Here is a 20502-nt window from a genome sequence, read left to right on the forward strand (position 1 = left end):
CTTGGCAGGTGAACCTGTCAGCAAGGCATTGAGGCGGGCGTGGTGCTTTGGTGTCAAGCGCCGCGCCGCCGTTCAGTGGTGAACCGCAGAAGATGTGGGCGCCGCTTTATTTCGCCCGTTCCATGCGCCGCGAGGCTGACTAGCATGACTACCCATGGCCTGGACGGACCTATGAACGGGGCATGCTTCCTCGCCTATGTCCAGCAGGTGCTCGCCCCGAACCTGAAGCTCGGCGACGTCGTGATCATGGACAACCTCGCCTCCCACGAGAGCGCCCCGGCTCAGGATGCCATTGAGGCCGTCGGCGCGCGGCTGATGTCCCTGCCGCCCCACATTCCAGACCTAAACCCGATCGAGAACGCCTTCGCCAAGCGCGAGGCTCTGCTCCTAAAGCCGCTGGCCCGGTCGATCGACCTAGTATGGGACGCATCGCCCGCGTCATTCAGACCTACCAATCCCGCGATTGCTACAGCTACTTCGACGCCGCTTGATACGATGCAGACTAAGCGGAAAATGCTCTAGATCGTAGCGGCGATCGCTTCCTCGTCGCAGACGATGTCAGTGGTGCGGGCGGCGGCGATGTGGGCGGCGTCGGCGTCCTGGCGGGTGCCGCCTTCTGTATAGTTGCGCAGGAAGCAGCGCATGGCGTGGGCGACGCCTAGCGTATTCACCTCGCGGAAGTCGTCTTCATAATACAGGCCGCCGGCATAGCTGCCGGTGATGATCTCGTAGGAGGGGAAGTAATCGACCCAGCCGTAGTGGCGCATGACCTGTTCGGCGGCGACGCGCAGTACTGACTTGCTGTAGGTGGTGGACACTAGGACGTGACGGTTCTCATAGGTGGCGATCAGAGGCACGGGCGAGACCGTCAATAACACTCGAACGCCTGGATTGACCTGTTTCAGGTGCGCCAGGAAGGCCTCCAGATCGGCCTCGACCGCCGCCAGGTCGAAGTTGACGAAGGCATGACGCGCGGGATCGAAGGCGCCGCCTACCACTCCCGGCGCGATCGGATAGACCGACTGGTCCGTCATGGACCGCCAGGCCTCGGTCAGGCCCAGGGTGAAGATGAAGACGTCGCAGTCCAGGAACATCCGGCGCACGGCGTCCAGATGCGCGCGACGGGCCTGGACGACATCCTCGATCGTGGCGTGGCCGTCGGGTTCGATCTGCGGGCGGAACGGATCGATGAAGCGGCCGTCGGGTCGTTCAAAGGCTGCGTCGTCCGGGGTGCGCTGGTCGAAGGCTTCCTGGAACAGCTGCCGCAGCTGGGCCGTGGTGTAGAGGTTGCCGAACCGGGCCGAGAAGACGCCGAAGTTGCGGCGTTTGCGCTCGTCGGGCGTCAGGTCCGCCCCATCCTCCGTGACGAAATAGTTGAAGCCGGTCTTGCTCAGCCGGTTCGAGATGTGCTGGGCGAAGCAGCTGCCGGCAGTGGCGACGCGGTCGTCCTTGGCGATGCGGAAACGCGGCTCCACGATCGGATCCAGCCGGTGATGTTCGACGCCCGATACGCCACGCCGCCAGAACTGGTGATCCGGCAGGCCCTTGTAGGGATTGCTCATCCGATGGCCTCAAGAACGCGGTCGAAGGCCGGCATCGAGCCGGGATCGGGCTGGATGTCAGGCAGACGGTCGTAGGCGCTGTAGCTCTCGGCGATCAGCTGTTCCAGACCGATGTGGTGGTAGTCGTTGAAGCGTTTGAAGCGGTATCCGCCGGGCACGCCCAGCATCTCGCCAATCTCGGGATAGACGGCGAACGAGACCCCGTTCGAAAGATTGTCCGGCGGCATGAGGTCTTGAGAGCCGATGTCCGGCACGCCCATCGAGCGGAAGATGGCGCGCGCGATGTCGTAGAGGCAGATCATCTTGGGGTGATCGATCGTATGCATGAAGGACGATGTCCGGCCCCAGCGTCGAATACCCGCGCTGATGTCCAGGCCGAAGTGGGCATAGTCGGCGACGAGACGATCCCTCTGCGGAACCCAGTAGTCCATATACCCCGACTGCTCGAAGAAGGCGCCGTTGAACAGGCGTTGGGCGTCATCAACGCTCAGGCCGCGCCGGTGCGCGGCGATGAGGATCATCGAGTGATAGGCGTCGAGCGGGCCCTTCACCTGTTTGCCCTCGCTCAAGGCATAGACGCAGTCGGGATGAAAGGCGGTGAAGACGACGCGAGGAATGCGCGTCAAGTTGGGAGCCCCTGTAAGAACGACGCCTGCCTCTTCAATCTCCGGAGAGACCAGAACCCTGGTGTATCCACCCTCCAGCGCGGTTCGCCGAGTTCTTTCAGGATCGCCAACGGCCGTCCAGAGGTCAATCGGCGTAACGCTGAATTCGGGATTCACCATTTGAAGCGCACTGGCGAGGCCGTGGGTCTGGCAATTCGACATCAGCAGCCAGCGTTCGGCAAATTGAGAGCGACATTTCGGGGTCTCGCCGGGCAGCCTGGACTGTTCGTTGTCGATGATGGCTTGCGGGGCTACGCCCTGTCGCTTGCGGCGATACGCCTTCACGCGTTTGGCGGCGACCTTGAAGACTCTTGGAAACTCGATCATGCGACATACTTCAGTCGATAGGAGTGAATTGATTGTCGATCGAGGCGATGGCGGGGTGTTTCATAAGTAGCGAAGCCATGAGCCGACAAAAGGTGGCCGCGTCACATTGGTTCCCCATCACTCCATAAATGGGTTCGCCTCATCTTGGAGGCGCTGCCGCATCTCTCGCCGGCGGCCGTAGGCAAGCGCTTTGACCATGCCCTCTAGATTGGCGGTCATCCGCTTCCAATCATGAATCTCCAGCCAGCCCTGCATTCGCCCCTGAAGCTCCGCGCGGCGGTCCGGTGCGTCCAGAAGTCTCTCTATAGCATCGGCAAGTATCTCTGGCGCATTGGTCGGAACTGAGGCGACGGCGTCGCCGAGATCCGAAAAGATCTTGACTGGCGTCGTTAGCGTCGGAACCTGGCTGCTCATGGCGACCCGCACGGCGCCGCTAACGGAATCGCCTGTCTCGTCATAGGGCAGGACCAACAGGTCGCAGCTCGCAAGCAGGTTCTGGATTTCATCCACTGGCAGGAAGTCCGTATGCCAGTCGATGGAACCGCTCATTCCGGTCTCATCGGCGACCGCCTTGGCGGCAGCGATTGCGGCTCCGGAGATGGGGCTGGGGAACTGCGCATTAACAAGCCGCAGCCGCAGGTTCGGCCAGCGATGTTTCAGTGTCCCAGCCGCGCGGATCAGGTGGTCGATCCGTTTGTGATCGAAGAAGAAGCCATGGCATCCGATCACCGGGGCGGAACCGTCGTTCAGGGTGCGGACGACAGGCGCCGGCCCGCTGGGTCGCAGGGCGCCGTGCGGGAACAGGGCGACGTTCTCGATCAGACCGAGGCGTTTGAGATCGTTCAGATCGCCGACCGTGTGCACCAGGATTCGATCGAAACGGCCGAGCGCCTCAAGGACGTGCAGTCGCTCGGCCTCGGGAAGAGCATCCAGGCTCCGCACTGTATGAAGCGTCACAACGGATACGCGAGCCAACATCCGGCGATCATTCGCAAGCTCCGCCAGCCGGCCCCAGAATATCAGCCCATCCTGATGCTGAATGACGACGGCTTCTGGATTTGACCTATCGATGTCCTCAAGCAGCCGTTCCGGCGAAAAGTCCCAGCTGACATTCCAGGCAAGCCTGTGATCGACAAGATCACGCGAGATTTCCGTTCGATCATCCGCCACCACCTCGATGACATTGCGCCATTCGGGAGAGGTTTGCTCAAGCAGGAACCGCGAATATTCGGCGATGCCGCATCGCACCGCCCAGGTGGATACCCAACTGGTGCGGACCGGCGAGCGCTCGACGGGACCGACAAGCGACTGCGCGAAGTCCGCGACGGTTCGGCTCCATCGCTTGGGATCGACCGCCCGCTTGGCGCTCGCCACGGCGCGCTGGCGTCGCGCCTCAATGATCGGCTGTTGGTCCGCCTGGGTTTGCTCGCGAAGAGCCTCGACCAGATCATCGACCGAAGGGTTGGCCCAGTAGGAGACGGTCTCGCGCACATGGCTGCCTGACAGGACGAAGTCATAATCCAGCAGGCGGGCCTCAGCCGGACCACAGAAGTCGCGATGGCCGCCATGCCCAGTCACGATCAAGGGCAGTCCTGCCGCCATGGCTTCCAGGGCGGGCAGATTGTAGCCCTCTCCGCGGGTGGGCAGAACCATGACATCGGCGTCGCGGAACAGATCGACGAGCTCGTCGCGGTCCATGTCCCGGTTCAGGATCTGAATCGGCGCCATGTTCGGATAGCGTCGCGACAGATCCCACACCTGATCCTGCACCGTGTTGTGGGGATTGGGGAAGGTCTTGATGACCAGTTTGACCTTGTCCCGCGTCGTGAACGCCTTGCCCCAGGCATCGAGAAGCACGTCCACGCCCTTGCGTGGGAAGCAGGAAGAAACATGCAGGAAGGTCTTCGCCGGCCCCCGTCGTTTGCAGACACCTTCATAGTGGGAAATCTCGGCGGGTAGCCCGGTCAAGACCGAAGGAATCCAAACGCCGGAGTCCACAAGCGCCTTCTGTACGGTGCGAACCTGGGCAAGTGCGCCGTCGAAGGCGCCGTTCAGTGTTTCCGTCATGGCTGGCGGAAGATGGCTTTCTTCCCAAGCCACGAGCGCCATTCCGATGTCGGCGCGATTCAGCGGCGGCTGGATGGGATAGTGCTGAGTGATGGTGGCATGAACCCTGGCATGCCGGGCGGGCGCCGTCAGCGCCTGTACCAGGGGGCGATCTTCATCCGGAACCTTCGAAAGGTCGGTGACGGGCGTCGTTTCGACCGGCGAGAAATCCACACGGCCTGGATAGGTCTCGTTCAGAACGGCTGCGATGCGCCGGTTCACGATCGCCAGGCTGTAGGATCCCCACACGTGGCCCTGAACTGTGAAGGAGGTATCGAGGCGGCTGTCGACGCGTGCGGTCGGCGCAGCGATCGCCTCGGCCAGAACCGTCGCCGCTTTCAGGCCCGAGCTGCCTGCGGCGCCCAGAAGCGTATGTGTTCCAAGTCCCAGATGAACGACGCCACGTTCGATCCGTCGAGAGATCAAAGGCGTTTCGATCTTGAGGCCCGTCTTCGGGGCCTCGTTCGCCGCTGCTTCCACGAGTGCGTCGGCGATCAGCGCGTTGAGGTCCGGACGTTCGAAAACGAGGTCAGCGACTTGCGCATGAATATGCGTTACGCCCATCGCACCGACTACGGTGCACGCCGTATCGCCGTCGAGAAGATCGACAGCCACAAGAACGTCATCCGTTCTGGTCGTCAGCGCTTCGTCGTGGAAGGCGGAAACGCCCATCAAGGCAGCCATGAAGGCGCCTGCGGCATAGTAGGTTTCGCCATCCGTTGCGACGAACTGCACGTCATGAGGCGAGGCCAGAAGCCCACGCAGGAAGCGTCTCGTGACGCCCGTCATGCCGGTGGGGGTTTCGCGAAGCGCGGCCGTCACATCGATCAGAACTCCACCCGCACGATCACGTTCGGCGTTGAGCGCAACAGCCGACCCGACATCCTTCAAATCCTGCGATTCGGGGCGGCGGTCTCCAGCTAAGCCAGGAAGGCGGGCGAGTAGCTCAGGCGACGCCGCAAGCGGCGACGGCGCGCGATCGAGCATCACCTGGATCGACGCGAGAAACGCCAGATCTTCTGCGGGCGACCATGGAATGTCGCCATCCGTCGACGCTGGCGCGACGTTTTCTAGAACGCAATTCGACGAAATTTTCGCCAAGCCAAGTACACGTGCATCGTCGTGCAGCCGGTCACGCACCTTCGCGGGTAGCGTGTCGTCAACTAGGATGGCGGAGGCTGCGCTCATAGCTTCGAGGTAAGGCCCCGTAAAGCCGCCGGGCATTCTATAGACACGTCCTTGGAGCGCGCCTTCTTTCATCCCACTCAGCGCGGCGACGAGCACCAGCCAAACGCCGTTCTTCGCGGCTTGGCGATTCTGACGGAAATACTGAAGGATGCGAGCGGCGGCGTCGTCATCGGAAGCGAACGCCAGCCAAAGATCGACTTCGACGGGAATGCCGCGTGCGCGACGAAAATCCAGGCAGGTATTGATCGGCAGGCGGGTGATCCTGGGGGTCACGGTGGCGACGCCCCCAGTTCCGGCGAGATCGGAATCGCCTTCGACCGCCAAGCCATGCGCGAGCGCCGCCGCAGCCGCTCCCTGTTTCCAGCCGCCGCCGGCCTGACCTTCCGCAACAGCACGCATACCGCCTGTCGCCCGCAAATCGGCGATCTGGCTATCCGACAGGCGCCGAGCGTCGGTCGGAGCGAGCGCCTCATAGAGGATCAGACTGCCGGGCCGCGCGGACATGACCGGTAGCGCCACATCGACGCGGCCACTGTCGATTATGTAAAGGGCTCTGTCGAAACCGCCGCCATGGACGATGAAATCCTCCAGCGGACGTCGTTCAAGCGGTATGGAGACGTCCCGGCCGAGATCGCCGTCGATCTGGAACAGCGTGACATCATAGGCGATGGAGAGCCGGCGGACGTAGTCCTTGACCAGGATGCTTTCGCGGCTGTGAGGTATGCCGCCCGTCGCCACCACAGCCAGTTTGACCGGCGCGCGCGACGGCGAAAGGGGAACCTCGGCCTGCTGTCTTCGGCCGGCCTTTTCGAACACATCCAGAATGGCCGTAGCCGAGCGGTCCCACGAGAATGTCGAAGCTTGTTGGGGACCGAAGATGCGCAACTCGTCGCGATAAGACGGGTTCGCCAACACACTGGTGATCGCACGCCCGATGTCGCCTGGATCAGTCGGGTCGAACAGGACGTCACGGCGCCCGACCACCTCGGGCACGCTGGTCGCCGAAGACGCCAGCACCGCCGCGCCGCAGGCCATGGCCTCCAGAGGCGGCAGCCCGAAGCCCTCGCTGAACGGTGGGAAGACCATCACTTCGCACATGCGATAAAGGTCGATCAGGTCTTCGTCGCTGACAAAGCCCGGCAAGACCACGTCGCTGTTCGTCAGGCCTTCCGCCGAGGCGATGGCCGCAATCTCGTTGCGGTCGTGCTCGCTCATCTTGCCGGCAATGACGAGTTGGGTGTTCTTTCTCAGGTCACGGGACACGTTGGCGAAGCCGGCGATCAGGCCCGGTATGTTTTTCCTGGCCTCGAACGGGCTGGTATTGATGATGAACCGTCCCTTGAGCCTGAACTTGCGCAACAGCGCCTGTCGGCGGTCGTCCGACACTTCGCCAGGACAGAATTCGTCCTCGACGCCCAGCGGCATGACGAATATTTTTTCGGCCGCGATCCCCAGGCGATCGACGACGTCTCGCTTTGAAAACTCCGACACCGAAAACAGGAAGTCGCAACGTCTCAGGGCGTTGATCTTGCGAGCATAGGCACGCTTGCTGCCTTCGCCGACCAAGTAGAAATCCGGATCGGCGAGCGGGATCAGATCGTGGACCGTAGCGCCACGGAGATAGGGGGCGGGTTCGATGGACGTGACGGCGTCGTCCCAGAAGCCCTCGAACAGGCTCGGCGTGAAATAGGCGTCAGGGTTAAAGCCGGCGACGAAATCAGCCCAAACGACCTCGGCGGCGCGGGTGCGCCATGCGAAATCCATCTGAGCGCTCTCGACCCGTTCCGGGACGCTGCAAACGACGATGTCCGAAGGGTCCAGCAGGTCCGAGAACGCTTCACGGACAGAGGCTATCCGCGCGGGAAACCTGTCGGACAACAGGATGCGGAAGCTGTGTCGGTCCCTGCCGTTACGCACAAGCGCACGAGCCATGGAAAGGGCGTAACGACCAATGCCGCGACCGTGGCTGCCGTTCTGGCAAGCCTGCAGATCAATCGCAATTCTCACAGGTTCGCTCCTACAGCGCGCGCGATGTCGCCAGCAATGGCGGTGGCGCATACGTTGATGATCATCGGCGTCGGGCGTTGCGTCGCCGATATGCGCCTTGAGGGGGCAGCGCTCGATTCCGATGCGTCTTCATCGCTCTTGAACGTCAGGATCGCCTTGACGTTTGCGCTTGCCAAGGCGTCCGCCAAACGGGCGCGGTCCTGTTCGGGCAGGTCGCTCTCGTTGGCCGCGCCTCCAGCCTCGATGAGGCTGGGTTCTAGCTTCTGCGCCATCAAATAGGCCGGCAAGGCGCCGTTCAAGCCGCGTTGAAGCTTCAGGCCATGGCCGAGCTGAAGATATCCGACAGCATCCTGGGGGGCTAGGGCGACGCCCTTCCAATAAGCTGTTTCGGCTTCTTGAAGCCGGTTGAGGGCCTTGAGCACATGTCCGAGCCTGATTTGGGCGAACGCATTGTGAGGATTGTGTGCCAGGACCTTCGTTTGGGCGGCGAGGGCGCTGTTCCAGTCTCCAGATTGGCGAAGCGCTTTGGCTGTCTTAGCGGCGCGGCGAGCGCGGAATTTAGCCAATTTCCCCGGCCGCGCCGGCTGGGGCGGTGGGGCGGCATGAAACGCCGCCACAGCGACAGCGGAAATGCGGTCTTCTCCAACCCCGAGACGCTCCAGGTCCGCCTTCAAAACCTCGTTGGCTGGAGCCAGCACGAGCGCTCTTGAAAACGCCAGGACCGCTTCGGGCTCCTTCTGGTGCCGCAACAGAAAGAGAGCGCTCTGCCTGTGAACATTGGGTTCGAGAGGGAACAGGCAGATATTGTTGCGATGAAGTTGCTCCGCGGCGTCCTTGCGCCCAGCCGCTTCTGTCGCGTGGGCGTGACGAACAACGTCGGATGGGCGAGCGGCACCCGTTCGACGCAAAGCCTCGTAAATCAAGGCTGCTCTGGCCCAGTTTTGGTTCTTGCCGGCTTTCTTCGCCGACCGCCGAAGGAGGTATCCGCGGACAGGATCGTTCATTGTAAACCGGATAGATATAGGCGAAGTCCAATTGACCTTAACGGTCCTTAATGACCGGCTGTTTTAAAGTCGAGGCGCAAACACGACTCGTCGATCCTTTCGCTAAAGAGTCTGTTCTTCGTGACACCGCCCCCATCCCCCGCTATCTCGCGCGCGTGATGAACGAAACAGAACGCCAGTCCGAGGAACGCAGCTGGGAGACGGCGAAGACGCTCGCCGAAGCCTTGCCGTATATTCAGATCTATGACCGCGAGACCGTGGTCATCAAATACGGCGGCCACGCCATGGGCGAGAGCGCCGTGGCGCGTCAGTTCGCGGCCGATGTGGTGCTGCTGAAGCTGATGGGGGTGAATCCCGTCGTGGTGCACGGCGGGGGGCCGCAGATCAGCGCCATGCTGGAAAAGGCCGGGGTGAAGTCCAGCTTCGTCGACGGGCTGCGGGTCACGGATCCGGCGACGATGGAGGTGGCCGAAATGGTCCTGTCCGGCGCGGTAAATAAAGAGATCGCCCACTGGATCACCATGGCGGGCAAGGAGGCTGACGTGCGCGGCGTCGGTCTGTCGGGCAAGGACGCGGGTCTGCTGACGGTCGAGAAGACGCGCCGGACCAAGCGCGATCCCGACAGCATGATCGAGCACGAGGTGGACCTGGGCTATGTCGGGGAACCGACCAAGGTCGATCCCAAGCTGATCAAGGGCTTGATCGCGTCGGAGACCGAGGACTGGGTGCCGGTCATAGCTCCGATCGGGGTGGCTGAGGACGGACAGACCTACAACGTCAATGCGGACACGGTGGCGGGCGCCATCGCCGGATCGCTGAACGCCAAGCGCATGCTGCTGCTGACCGACGTGCCGGGGGTTAAGGGCGCCGACGGCGACATCATTCGCCAGATGACGCTGGAGGAGGCGCGAGCCCTGATCGACAGCGGCATCGCCCACGGCGGCATGATCCCCAAGCTGGAGACGGCCATGGCGGCCGTGCGCGCGGGCGTCGAGGCGGTGGTCATCCTGGACGGTCGTCGGCCGCACGCCATGCTGGTCGAGCTGTTCACCGAATTCGGCGCCGGCACCCTGGTGAAGGCGTCTTGACGGATCCCCATTCTGCATCCCTTGGGCATGTGCGGGCCTGGGTGTTCGACATGGACGACACCCTGTATCCGTGCGAGCAGGGGCTGATGCGGCTGGTGCAGGCGCGGATCAACGCCTTCGTGGTCGAGGCCGTGGGGCTGGAGCCCGAAGCAGCGGCGGCGATGCAGCGCCAGTTCCTGGACGAGCATGGCACCACCCTGGCCGGTCTGATGGCCAACTATGCGGTGGATACCGAGCGGTTCCTGCATGAGGTGCACGACGTGCCGCTGGATGGTGTCGAACCCAATCCGCGCCTGGCGGAACGGCTGAAGATCTTGCCGGGGCGGTCCTATGTCTTCACCAATGGCGCGCGCGACTATGCGCACAGGGTGCTGGAGCGGATCGGCGTCGCCGACTGTTTCGCCGGCGTCTTCGCCATTGAGGACGGCGACCTGACGCCCAAGCCCAACCCCGCCACCTTCCGCCGGATGCTGGAACGGTTCGATATCGATCCGCACCAGGCCGCCTTTTTCGAGGACACGCCCAAAAACCTGGAGCCGGCCAAGGCGCTGGGCATGGTCACGGTCCTGATCGGCGACGGCCACGGCAAGCCGCTGGGCGACCACATCGACCATGTGGCTCCCGACCTTCTCGACTTTCTCTCCGACCTGACCTTCAAGGACGCCGCATGACCGATCTGTCGCATCTCGAATCCGTCGTCGAGGCCGCCTGGGAACAGCGCGCCGAGGTGTCCGCCGCCACCCACGGCGAGGTCCGCGACGCCGTCGAGACGGCGCTGGCCCTGCTGGACTCCGGCCAGGCGCGCGTCGCCTCGCGTGGCGAAGACGGCGTCTGGACCACGCATCAATGGCTGAAGAAGGCGGTGCTGCTGTCCTTCCGCCTGAACGACAACCAGATCATGCGCGCCGGCCCTGCGTCCGTCATGCCGTTGTCGGCGGATCATCCTGCTGCCGTCGGCCCCTTCTGGGACAAGGTGCCCAACAAGTTCGGCGACTGGACGGCTGCGGACTATCAGTCGGCGGGCTTCCGTTCGGTGCCCGGCGCCATCGTTCGTCACGGCGCCCACATCGCCAGGAATGTCGTGCTGATGCCGTCGTTCGTGAACATCGGCGCCTATGTGGACGAGGGTTCGATGGTTGACGCCTGGGCCACGGTCGGCTCCTGCGCCCAGATCGGTAAGAACGTCCACCTGTCGGGCGGGGCGGGCATCGGCGGCGTGCTGGAGCCGTTGCAGGCCAATCCGACCATCATCGAGGACGGCTGTTTCATCGGCGCCCGCGCCGAGGTCGCCGAGGGCGTGATCGTGCGCGAGGGCGCGGTCCTGGCCATGGGCGTCTATCTGTCGGGCTCCACCAAGATCGTGGACCGCGCGACGGGCGAGGTCTTCCGCGGCGAAGTGCCGGCCTATTCGGTCGTGGTGCCGGGCGCGCTGCCTGATCCCAACGGCGGGCCGTCGCTGTACTGCGCCGTCATAGTCAAGCGGGTGGATGCGCAGACGCGGGCCAAGACCGGCGTCAACGAACTGCTGCGCGACTGATCAGGCGGCGATGCGTACGGCTTCGATCGGGGCCGCGTCGAAGGTGGCGTGAAGGGTGAAGGTCGATCCCTGGCCGGGGATCGACGTCACCGTGATCTCGCCGTCCATCAGAACGGCCAGGCGTTGGCAGATGCTGAGGCCCAGGAGGGTGCCGCCGAACTTGCGCGTGGACGAACCGTCCACCTGGGAGAAGGGCTGGAACAGGCGCGACAGATCGTCGGCGGCGATGCCGATGCCCGAATCGACGACGCTGATCCCCAGGGCGATCCGGCCGTCGGCGCGGGGTTCGCTTTCGACGACCAGGCGAACCTCGCCTTGCGGCGTGAACTTGATCGCATTGGCCAGAAGGTTGTGCGTGACCTGGGCCAGGCGCAGCGGGTCCATCTTTAGCAGGGGCGGAAGATCGCCCCGGATTTCGGTCGCGAAAGTCAGACCCCGCGCCTCGGCCTGGGCCTTGAATGGCCCCGTCAGCCGGGTCAGCAGCGTGTCGGTCTCGATATCGGCGATGTCGAGCTCCATCTTACCGGACTCGATCTTGGTGATGTCCAGGATGTCGTTCAGCAGCACCATCAGGCCTTCGCCCGAATTGCGGATTACGCCGACGAACTCCTTCTGACGGTCGCTGAGGTCGGACATCTGAAGCAGTTGCGCCGCGCCCAGCACCCCGTTCATCGGCGTGCGCAGCTCGTGCGAGATGACGCCCAAAAAGTTGGACTTGGCGGCGCTGGCGGCGTTGGCCCGGTCGCGCGCCGTCTCCAGTTCCGCGATCAGTTCGGCCTGACGCTGGTTCACCGCCTCCAGGTCGCCGTCCTTCATCTGGGTGATGGCCACCTTGATCACCAAGGCCAGGGCCAGGACGGGAACCGTGCTGAGCACGACCCAGAAGCCCGGCGTGCCCCAAAGATGGGCGAACAGGATCGCCACCACGATGGAATAGGGGGCGGAGGCGATCAGGGCTTCGCGAGGCGCGGCGCGCATCTGCGTGAAGACCAGCACATAGCCGGCGATAAGCAGGGCGACGCCAAGCGGCACGCCATAGGTTCCGCCATGGAGGAAGGCCAGCAAGGGCGCGGCCGCCCAGGCGAAGCAGGAAATGGTGGCGGCACCCAGCTTGATCCGCCCGTGCATCGCGACGTCCGACATGACCAGACCGCGCTCGACGAAGGTTCGCAGCAACCCCGACAGGGTCGCGGCGACGAACCAGGCGGCGGCGGTCTTGAAGTCGGTGACGGTGAACAGGGCGACCGCCCAGCTGGCGATGATCCAGTAGCGCATATGACCGGCTTCGATCAGGTGCTGCAGGAAGGTCCGGTCTCGTGCGGTCTTTGGATGCGTCATCGTCGAGGTCTCTAGGGCGATGACGCAAACTTCGGTCAGTTCGCCTAAGATACATTGAACGCTGACTTTTATAGAAGCGCTGTGTTCGGTTTCGGACTCACGCCTTGGAGGAACGAGCCGGAGGCGGTCGCGAAACCGCCTCCGACCTATATCAGGCTGCGGTCTTCATCGCATCGGCGTTGACGGCGGCGTCGGCGATGCCGGTCAGGTCTTCGTCGGTCTGGGATTCCTCCTGCAGGGTCTCGTCCAGCAGGGCGGCGGCGTCCTTCATGCCCAGCACCAAGGCCCAGCGCTTCAGGGTGCCGTAGCGGGTGATCTCATAGTGTTCGACCGCCTGGGCGGCAGCCAGCAGGCCGGCGTCGAGGGCCGGAGTATCCTTGTATTCTTCCATGATTTCCTCGCCCTCGGCCAGGATGCCTTCGATGGCGTCGCAGGTCTTGCCGCGCGGGGCCTTGCCGATCAGTTCGAAGACCTGTTGCAGGCGTTCGATCTGGCCTTCTGTCTGGTCCTTGTGCTTTTGGAAGGCGGCTTTCAGCTCGGGCGATTGCGCCGCGCGGGCCATCTTGGGCAGGGACTTCAGTATTTTTCGCTCGGCGTAATAGATGTCCTTGAGCGTGTCGTGGAACAGGGTGTCGAGGGTTTTCTCGGCCATGGTCATGTCTCGCTAGTTGTGATGGAGCGCAGGCGCGCACGCCATCAAAAGCGATCTTTCAGGTTTGCGTTCCTGTGTTCGGTTTCGTGCGCAAGCTGCGAAGACCTAGGCCTCAAGCGCCTCCCGCTCGGCGGCATGCCAGCGCCATGCGGTGCGAATGATGTCGTCCAACGTTCGCGTCGGCCGCCAGCCGAGAACCTCGCGCTGACGGCTGTTGTCGGCCACCAGACAGGGAGCGTCGCCGGGCCGGCGCGGTGCGGTCTCGACGGGAAAGGGCCGGTTGGTCGTGCGGCGGATGGTGTCGATCAGCTCCCTGACCGTCGTACCCGCTCCGGTGCCCAGGTTGAACACCGTCGTCTCGCCGCCGTCGAGCAGGTATTTCAGCGCCCGCACATGGGCGTCGGCCAGATCCATGACGTGGACATAGTCGCGCACCGCCGTGCCGTCGCGGGTGTCGTAGTCGTCGCCGAACAGCTTGAACGCCTGACGCTGGCCCAGCGCCGTCTGGAGCGCCAGCGGAATGGCGTGGGTTTCAGGGTGGTGGCGCTCACCGATCCGGCCCTCTTCGTCGGCGCCGGCGGCGTTGAAGTAGCGCAGGCAGACCGAGCGGAAGCCGGCATAGGTCGAATAGTCGGCCAGGGCCTGTTCGACCATCAGCTTGGAGCGGCCATAGGGGTTCAGCGGCGTCTGGGGATGGGCCTCGTCCATCGGCAGATAGACCGGGTCGCCATAGGTGGCGCAGGTCGAGGAGAAGACCATCGCCCCGATCCCGCCGCGCCGCGCCGCCTCGATCAGGGTCAGGGCGCCGACGACATTGTTGTCATAGAAGCGGCCCGGCGTCTTGACCGATTCCCCGACCTCGATCAGGGCGGCGAAATGCAGGACCGCGACGGGCCTGTGTCTGGCGATCACGGCATCCAGACGTGCGCCATCTCGTATGTCGCCGGTCTCAAGCTCGCCCCACTGGACGAAGGCCGCATGGCCGTTCGACAGATTGTCATAGACCACCGGTGTGAAGCCGGCCTGAGACAGGGCGAGGCAGACGTGTGAGCCGATATAGCCGGCTCCGCCCGTGACCAGGATAATGCTGGACATTCACCCGCGCTCCCCGCCGACCCTTGCCGGGACAGACACGGAAGCGTGCTGAAGCCAGACGCCTTATGCTAAACGACAGCCTGGGATGAGTCTTTAAATCAATCTGTGGTTTTTTCTCGCTTCAGGTCCGGCGGGGTCGCCTCGTCGGTCAGGATGCGGATGGCCTCCTCGACCGTGACCACCGTCTGGGCCTGAGAGCCCAGGCGGCGGATGGCGACCAGGCCCTGTTCGGCTTCCTGGCGGCCGACGACGGCGATGACCGGCACCTTGCCGACCGAGTGTTCGCGGACCTTGTAGCCGACCTTCTCGTTGCGCAGGTCGATCTCGGTGCGCAGGCCGGCGGCCTTGAACCGGGCCACCACGTCGCGGGCGTAGTCGTCGGCGTCTGAGGTGATGGTCGCCACCACGGCCTGGGTCGGGGCCAGCCACAGGGGGAAGGCGCCGGCGTAGTTCTCGATCATGATGCCGATGAACCGTTCGAAGCTGCCCAGGATCGCGCGGTGCAGCATGACCGGCCGGTGCTTCTGGCCGTCCTCGGCGATATAGGTCGCGTCCAGACGTTCGGGCAGGACATAGTCCAGCTGGATCGTGCCACAGGTCCATTCGCGGCCGATGGCGTCCTTGACGATGAAGTCCAGCTTGGGCGCGTAGAAGGCGCCGTCGCCCTCGGTCACGACCGGTTCGGTCCCGGCGGCGCGGGCGGCCTCGGCCATCAGCGCCTCGGCCTTGTCCCAGAATTCGTCCGTGCCGGCGCGGTTCTCGGGCCGGGTGCCCAGGCTGATATAGGCCGTTTCCATGCCCAGGTCGGCGTGGACGCTGCGGGCCAGTTTAATGAACTCGGCCGTCTCCTCGACGATCTGGTCCTCGCGGCAGAAGATGTGGGCGTCGTCCTGGGTGAAGCCGCGCACCCGCATCAGGCCGTGCAGCGAACCGGACGGCTCATAGCGGTGGCAGGCGCCGAACTCGGCCATGCGCAGCGGCAGTTCGCGATAGGACCGCTGACCCTGATCGAAGATCTGGACGTGGCCGGGGCAGTTCATCGGCTTCAGCGACAGGGTCTCGCCCTCGACGGTCTCGCAGACGAACATATTGGGGCGGTACTTGTCCCAGTGACCGCTCTGCTCCCAGAATTTGCGGTCCAGAACCTGGGGCGTCTTGACCTCGACATAGCCGGCGGCGTCCAAACGGCGGCGCATATAGGCCTCCAGCACGCGCCACAGCACCCAGCCCTTGGGGTGCCAGAAGACCATGCCACGGCCCTCTTCCTGCATGTGGAAGAGCTCCATCGCCTTGCCGACCTTGCGGTGGTCGCGCTTCTCGGCCTCTTCCAGACGCTGCAGATGGGCGTCCAGATCTTCCTTGGCGGCCCAGGCGGTGCCGTAGATGCGCTGAAGCTGCTCGCGCTTGCTGTCGCCGCGCCAATAGGCGCCGGCCAGCTTGGTCAGTTTGAACGCCTTGCCGACGTGGCGCGTCGAGGGGAAGTGCGGGCCCCGGCACAGGTCGATCCAGTCGCCCTGTTTGTACAGGGTGATGGTCTCGGTCCCCGGCAGGTCGCGGATCAGTTCGGCCTTGAACTTCTCGCCGCGCGCCTCGAAGAATTTGATGGCCTCGTCCCGCTCCCAGACCTCGCGTTCGAACTTGGCGTCGCGATCGACGATCCGGCCCATCTCCTTTTCGATGGCGGCGAAGTCGTCGGTAGAGAAGGGCTCGTCGCGATAGAAGTCGTAGTAGAAGCCGTCTTCGATGGCCGGGCCGATGGTGACCTGGGTTCCGGGGAACAGGGTCTGGACGGCCTCGGCCAAGACGTGGGCCGTGTCATGCCGGATGGTGTAGAGCGCCGCGGGATCGTCGCGCATGATCAGGCGGAAGTCGCCGCCCGTCTCCAGCACCCGGCCCATGTCGCGCTGTTCGCCGTTTAGCTCTGCCAGCACGGCCTTCTTGGCCAGGGAAGGAGAGATGGAGGTCGCGACGTCGCGCGCCGTGGAGCCGGCCGGGTATTGGCGCACCGCGCCGTCGGGGAATTTCAGGTCGATCATGTGTCAGTCTTTATAGGCGGGACCGGGTCGTATCCCGATCCCCCGAAGGGATGGCATTTACAGAGCCTGCGCACGGTGAGCCATCCCCCCCGCACCGGTCCGTGCTGGATCAGGGCGTCGCGCCCATAGTCCGAACAGGTCGGCAAAAACCGGCACTGCTGGCCGATCAGGGGGGACAGCGTCAGTTTGTAGCCCCGATGGGCTGCGCGCACGCCGCGTTCATAGAGAGACATTCGTCCCTTCGCCGGGGGGCTGATGAGGGTTCACCGCGCTTATCCCCTGTCACAGAAGGGGGATCAACCGGTCGTGCCCGTCAGGCCGCGCCGGCGAGGCGAGTTCGGGCGGCCAGCGCCGCGTTCATGGCCTCCAGCGTCGCCTCCAGCGACACCAGGGTCGAGGCGTGGCGGGCGGGATAGTCGGCGACCTGTTTCAGCAGGCGCAGATCCTCGAACCGGCCGACCGGGCCGTCGCCGCCGGACTTCAGCATGGCGATCATGGCGTCGCGCGCGTCCTGGATGTCCTGAACCGTTGCGCCCATGACCTGCTGGCCCAGCACCCCGGCGGCGGCCTGGCCCAGGGCGCATGCCTTCACGTCCTGGGCGAAGCCGGCGATGCGGCCCTGATCGTCCAGCGTCACATCCACCGTCGCCCGCGACCCGCACAGCTTGGCGGTCCGCTCGCCGGTGCCGTCCGGCTGAGGCAGACGGCCCGCGTGCGGCAGGTTCGCCGCCAGCGTCAGGATGCGCGCGCTGTAGAGATCGTCGATCATGGGCGGGAAGATAGGGTGTTCGACGCCGACGCGAAACCTCTCCCTCCCCGTGAGAGAAGGGCGAGGGGCTGGCGGGTTCAGTCGCGGATCGGCAGGAACAGATCGGTGATCGCCTCATGCTCCACCACGTCGGGGAAGAGGTTGACCCTCTGGGCGAACATCGGGAAGTCGCGCAGCTCCTGCCCGCTGTCCGGCAACCACTGACCATAGAGCCAGTTCGCCGCCGCGCTCAGATCGTCGCTGTCGCCCACCTGACGCAGGACCGCGCACCGTCCGGCGGGTATGACGCCCGCCACCACTTCCGGGGCGTTCGGCGAAATCGCCCGGTTCACAGCGGCGCACAGATCGACACGATGAACCTGCGGCGACGCCTCGTCGGGATCGGGATGGAAGATGTTGAAGGTCGCGCTGACCCTGGGCGACAGGCCGGCGGCTTTGCGCCAGGCGATGAAGCGACGGATGGTGTCGCCGATCGCTGCGGAATCGCCCGTATGGCTCATGATGGCCACGGGCGTTTCGGGAAAGTCGAGAATGCGGACGTCGGTATGGGTGAAGGTCTGCGACATGGTCTGGCTCCTGGCTTGAACGAGCGGCGTCTGGGCCGCGCGCCAAGGCTCCCAGCGGGGCGCTCTCCTGAAGTCGGTCGGGCTCTGGTCGAAACGACGCCGGAAGGCGCGACTGAACGCCTCCGGCCCCTCGAAACCGCTGTCGAGTGCGATCTCAAGCACGCTATGCCCGTCTCGAAACGCCAGCCTGTAGGGGGCGCGCTTCAGCCGTGCGTGTTGCACGTAGCGGCCCAGGCTGACCCCGAACAGCGAAGAGAACTGCCGCTGGAAATGGTGCGGAGAGAAGGCCGCGACGTCGCTGACAGCCGCCACGCTTAGATCCTCGTCCAGGTGCGCGTCGATGAAGACGAGCGCCCGGTGCATCCGCGCGTGATAGTTTTCGACGATGTTCCGGCCCATCCGCACCTCCTTGGCGCATCCAGGGATAAGGATCGGCCCGTCCGCGCGCCTGACAGAGAATGCTGGATCGAGGCGGGGTCAGGTGCGCAAGGCGAACGCCAGCGCCCCGTCGGGCCCGACTTCAAGCGTCACGTCCGCATAGTCGGCCAGCGTCGGGTGATCCGTCTCCAGCGGGTGGGTCCAGGCGGCGGTGACGACCACCACATCGGCGCCGGCCGCTTCGCCGGCCATGATGCCGGCCTCGGCGTCCTCGAACACCAGACAGTCGGCGATGTCGAAGCCCAGGGTCGCGGCGGCCTTCAGATAGCCGGCGGGGTCGGGCTTGCCGCGTTCGACGTCCTCGGCGGTGATCAGGACGGCGGGCGGCGTGACGCCGGCGGCCTTCAGCCGGGCGCGGGCCAGGGGGACCGAGGCGGATGTGACCACGGCCCAGCGGTCGGGCGGCAGGCGTGTGACGAAATCGACGGCGCCGGCAATGGGGGCGACGCCCTCGACATCCTCGATCTCGCCGCGCTCGACCCAGGCGACCTCGGCGTCCAGGTCGATGTCGGGCAGGTTCTGGCGGCGGATGGTGTCGACGGCCCGCACGCCGTGCATGACCGACAGCAGGGCCGCCACGTCCAGCCCGTGCCGCTCGGCCCAGCGGGTCCAGACCCGTTCGGCGGCGGCGGTCGAGGTGATCAATGTGCCGTCCATGTCGAACAGGAAGGCCTGATAGGCGCGGAACGCGGGGAGGGAAGTCATGGCCTCATCCACCATGCGCAGGCGCCCGCCGCAACGGTCGCATCAGCCGCCTTGCAGCGAATTCCAGGTCCGGGCCGTGTCGGTCGTCGCAGTCGGGGTGGGGGCCTGAGCCGACGCGGTGGTCGGCGTCGCGCCCGGAGCGGAGCGCGCGCGCAGCCAGCGCAGGTTCTGCTCGGCCTGTTCCGGCGGCAGTTCGCGGCGCAGGATCTGCTCCGCCTCGCCCATCTTGCCCTGCAGGCCCAGCGCCAGGGCCAGGTTCTGACGTACCTTGGCCGAGGCGGTCGGCTGGGCGGCGGCGCGGCGCAGCAGGGTCTCGGCGCCCGGCGCGTCGCCTTGCGTCAGGGCGGCGGTGGCGGCGTTGGTCAGGACGTCGGGGTTGTTCGGCGACAGGACCAGCGCCTGGTTCCAGGCGGCGCGGGCGTCGTCGAAGCGCCGCACCTGCTCATAGGCCACGCCCAGCAGCGAATAGGCCCGCCAGTCGCGCGGCGCCAGGTCGCGCGCCTTCTCCAGCGGGGCGACGCCGTAAAAGGCCTGGCCGCGCGCGATATGGGCGCGGCCCAGCTCCAGCAGGGCGTCCAGGTCGGTCGGCTTCATGTTCAGCGTGGCCTGGGCCGCCTCGGCGGCCTGGTCGTAGCGGCCCAGTTCGCGCAGAGCCTGGGCCAGTTTGACGCCCGCGACCGCATCGGTCGGATCGGCCTGCTGCTCCGAAGCCCAGAAGACCGACCGCGACAGGGCGTCCATCCGGTCATAGGTCGCTCGCACCTCGGCCGACGACGGACCGCGCTGCTGCTGGGCCGCGACCGGCGTGGGATCGGCGGCCAGGACGGGCGCGGCGGCCAGGGTCGTCGTCAGAACCGTCAGGGCGACGGTTGCGATCAGGGCGGGCATGGGCGACATGGGAAAGGTCCGAACGGTCCTTGGGTCTTTAGCGCGCTCAGGGTCGCCGCTCTGCGTCAACCAATGGTTAACCGCGTTTCGAGGCCGCCCATGTCCGCCCTGCATCCCCTACTGGTCGCCGCCGACGACGGCGCGGACGCCGTGCCGATCCGTGTCGTGTTGGCCGGTCAGGCCCTGGACGGCGCCGCAGGCCGCTGGGCGGCGCTGAACGGGTTCGAGGGCAAGGCGGGACAGGTGCTGGTCGTCGCCGGCGCCGACGGCGCGCCGGTCGAGGTGCTGCTGGGCGCGGGCCAGGCCTTCGATCCGATGACGGCGCGGGGCCTGTCGGCGCGGCTGCCCGGCGGCCTGTATCGGCTGGAGATCGAGGCGGCGGACGTGGCCCATCAGGCGGCCCTGGCCTTTCTGCTCGGAACCTATGTGTTCGACCGTTACAAGGCGCGGCCGGAGCGGGCGCCGGTCAGACTGGTCGCGCCCGAGGGGCTGGACGTGGCCGAGGCCTCGCGCATCGCCGCCGCCTGCGCC

At 65.2% G+C, this 20502-nt stretch carries 16 protein-coding genes and 2 pseudogenes; 5 read left to right on the top strand and 13 right to left on the bottom strand.

Annotation, left to right across the window (positions count from 1 at the left end; translation table 11 throughout):
• Window positions 1-162: 162 nt before the first annotated feature.
• A pseudogene (locus RTU05_RS18280) lies at window positions 163-376 on the top strand (transposase); the annotation flags it as partial.
• 142 nt (window positions 377-518) lie between these two features.
• Here the strand turns inward: RTU05_RS18280 and RTU05_RS02995 are convergent.
• The 4 genes from RTU05_RS02995 to RTU05_RS03010 all read right to left on the bottom strand — a co-directional run bounded on the left by RTU05_RS02995 (window position 519) and on the right by RTU05_RS03010 (window position 8859).
• Window positions 519-1562: a GSCFA domain-containing protein gene (locus RTU05_RS02995; protein ID WP_312595548.1), complete on the bottom strand. Its 1044-nt coding sequence runs from the start codon at window positions 1560-1562 to the stop codon at window positions 519-521.
• Window positions 1559-2554, bottom strand: a complete 996-nt coding sequence (locus RTU05_RS03000) for a WcbI family polysaccharide biosynthesis putative acetyltransferase (protein WP_312595550.1) — start codon at window positions 2552-2554, stop codon at window positions 1559-1561. Before RTU05_RS03000 ends, RTU05_RS02995 begins: the two co-directional genes overlap by 4 nt.
• 117 nt (window positions 2555-2671) lie before the next feature.
• Window positions 2672-7855, bottom strand: coding sequence for a glycosyltransferase (locus tag RTU05_RS03005; RefSeq protein ID WP_312595552.1), 5184 nt, complete (start codon window positions 7853-7855; stop codon window positions 2672-2674).
• Window positions 7852-8859, bottom strand: a complete 1008-nt coding sequence (locus tag RTU05_RS03010; protein ID WP_312595554.1) for a tetratricopeptide repeat protein — start codon at window positions 8857-8859, stop codon at window positions 7852-7854. The genes RTU05_RS03005 and RTU05_RS03010 overlap by 4 nt, the downstream gene beginning before the upstream one ends.
• Window positions 8860-9017: 158 nt before the next feature.
• Between RTU05_RS03010 and argB the strand changes: the two genes are divergently transcribed.
• The 3 genes from argB to dapD are packed head-to-tail and all read left to right on the top strand — an operon-like array spanning window position 9018 to window position 11484.
• Window positions 9018-9947, top strand: coding sequence for an acetylglutamate kinase (gene argB, locus RTU05_RS03015; RefSeq protein WP_312595556.1), 930 nt, complete (start codon window positions 9018-9020; stop codon window positions 9945-9947).
• Window positions 9944-10618: a pyrimidine 5'-nucleotidase gene (locus RTU05_RS03020; RefSeq protein WP_312595558.1), complete on the top strand. Its 675-nt coding sequence runs from the start codon at window positions 9944-9946 to the stop codon at window positions 10616-10618. The genes argB and RTU05_RS03020 overlap by 4 nt, the downstream gene beginning before the upstream one ends.
• Window positions 10615-11484, top strand: coding sequence for a 2,3,4,5-tetrahydropyridine-2,6-dicarboxylate N-succinyltransferase (gene dapD, locus RTU05_RS03025; protein WP_312595560.1), 870 nt, complete (start codon window positions 10615-10617; stop codon window positions 11482-11484). Before RTU05_RS03020 ends, dapD begins: the two co-directional genes overlap by 4 nt.
• Here dapD and RTU05_RS03030 read toward each other — a convergent pair whose 3' ends face one another.
• The 9 genes from RTU05_RS03030 to RTU05_RS03070 form a co-directional block, all read right to left on the bottom strand.
• Window positions 11485-12822: an ATP-binding protein gene (locus RTU05_RS03030; protein ID WP_312595563.1), complete on the bottom strand. Its 1338-nt coding sequence runs from the start codon at window positions 12820-12822 to the stop codon at window positions 11485-11487.
• 151 nt (window positions 12823-12973) lie between these two features.
• On the bottom strand, window positions 12974-13474 hold the full coding sequence (locus tag RTU05_RS03035; RefSeq protein ID WP_312595565.1) for a ferritin-like domain-containing protein: 501 nt from the start codon (window positions 13472-13474) through the stop codon (window positions 12974-12976).
• A gap of 105 nt (window positions 13475-13579) precedes the next feature.
• On the bottom strand, window positions 13580-14569 hold the full coding sequence (galE, locus tag RTU05_RS03040; RefSeq protein ID WP_312595567.1) for a UDP-glucose 4-epimerase GalE: 990 nt from the start codon (window positions 14567-14569) through the stop codon (window positions 13580-13582).
• Window positions 14570-14667: 98 nt separating this feature from the next.
• Window positions 14668-16605 (bottom strand): threonine--tRNA ligase, encoded by a 1938-nt coding sequence (gene thrS, locus RTU05_RS03045; protein WP_312595569.1) that lies wholly within the window; start codon window positions 16603-16605, stop codon window positions 14668-14670.
• Complete coding sequence (gene yidD / locus RTU05_RS03050; RefSeq protein WP_312595571.1) at window positions 16602-16838, bottom strand: membrane protein insertion efficiency factor YidD; 237 nt, start codon at window positions 16836-16838, stop codon at window positions 16602-16604. The genes thrS and yidD overlap by 4 nt, the downstream gene beginning before the upstream one ends.
• 80 nt (window positions 16839-16918) lie before the next feature.
• Window positions 16919-17374 (bottom strand): iron-sulfur cluster assembly scaffold protein, encoded by a 456-nt coding sequence (locus tag RTU05_RS03055; RefSeq protein WP_312595573.1) that lies wholly within the window; start codon window positions 17372-17374, stop codon window positions 16919-16921.
• A gap of 77 nt (window positions 17375-17451) precedes the next feature.
• Window positions 17452-18339 carry an AraC family transcriptional regulator gene (locus tag RTU05_RS03060; RefSeq protein ID WP_312595575.1) on the bottom strand — a complete coding sequence of 296 codons (888 nt, stop codon included), beginning with the start codon at window positions 18337-18339 and terminating at the stop codon, window positions 17452-17454.
• 78 nt (window positions 18340-18417) lie between these two features.
• Window positions 18418-19083 (bottom strand): HAD-IA family hydrolase, encoded by a 666-nt coding sequence (locus RTU05_RS03065; protein ID WP_312595577.1) that lies wholly within the window; start codon window positions 19081-19083, stop codon window positions 18418-18420.
• 42 nt (window positions 19084-19125) lie between these two features.
• The gene (locus RTU05_RS03070) at window positions 19126-19980 is read right to left on the bottom strand and encodes a tetratricopeptide repeat protein (protein WP_312595578.1); all 855 of its coding nucleotides are present in this window, start codon (window positions 19978-19980) and stop codon (window positions 19126-19128) included.
• A gap of 90 nt (window positions 19981-20070) precedes the next feature.
• On the opposite strand from RTU05_RS03070, the pseudogene RTU05_RS03075 reads away from it, so the two are divergent.
• Window positions 20071-20502 (top strand): annotated as a pseudogene (locus tag RTU05_RS03075) (leucyl aminopeptidase family protein); the annotation flags it as partial.

Origin of the sequence: Brevundimonas sp., from assembly GCF_032017145.1 — a bacterium.
Classification (GTDB): Bacteria; Pseudomonadota; Alphaproteobacteria; order Caulobacterales; family Caulobacteraceae; genus Brevundimonas.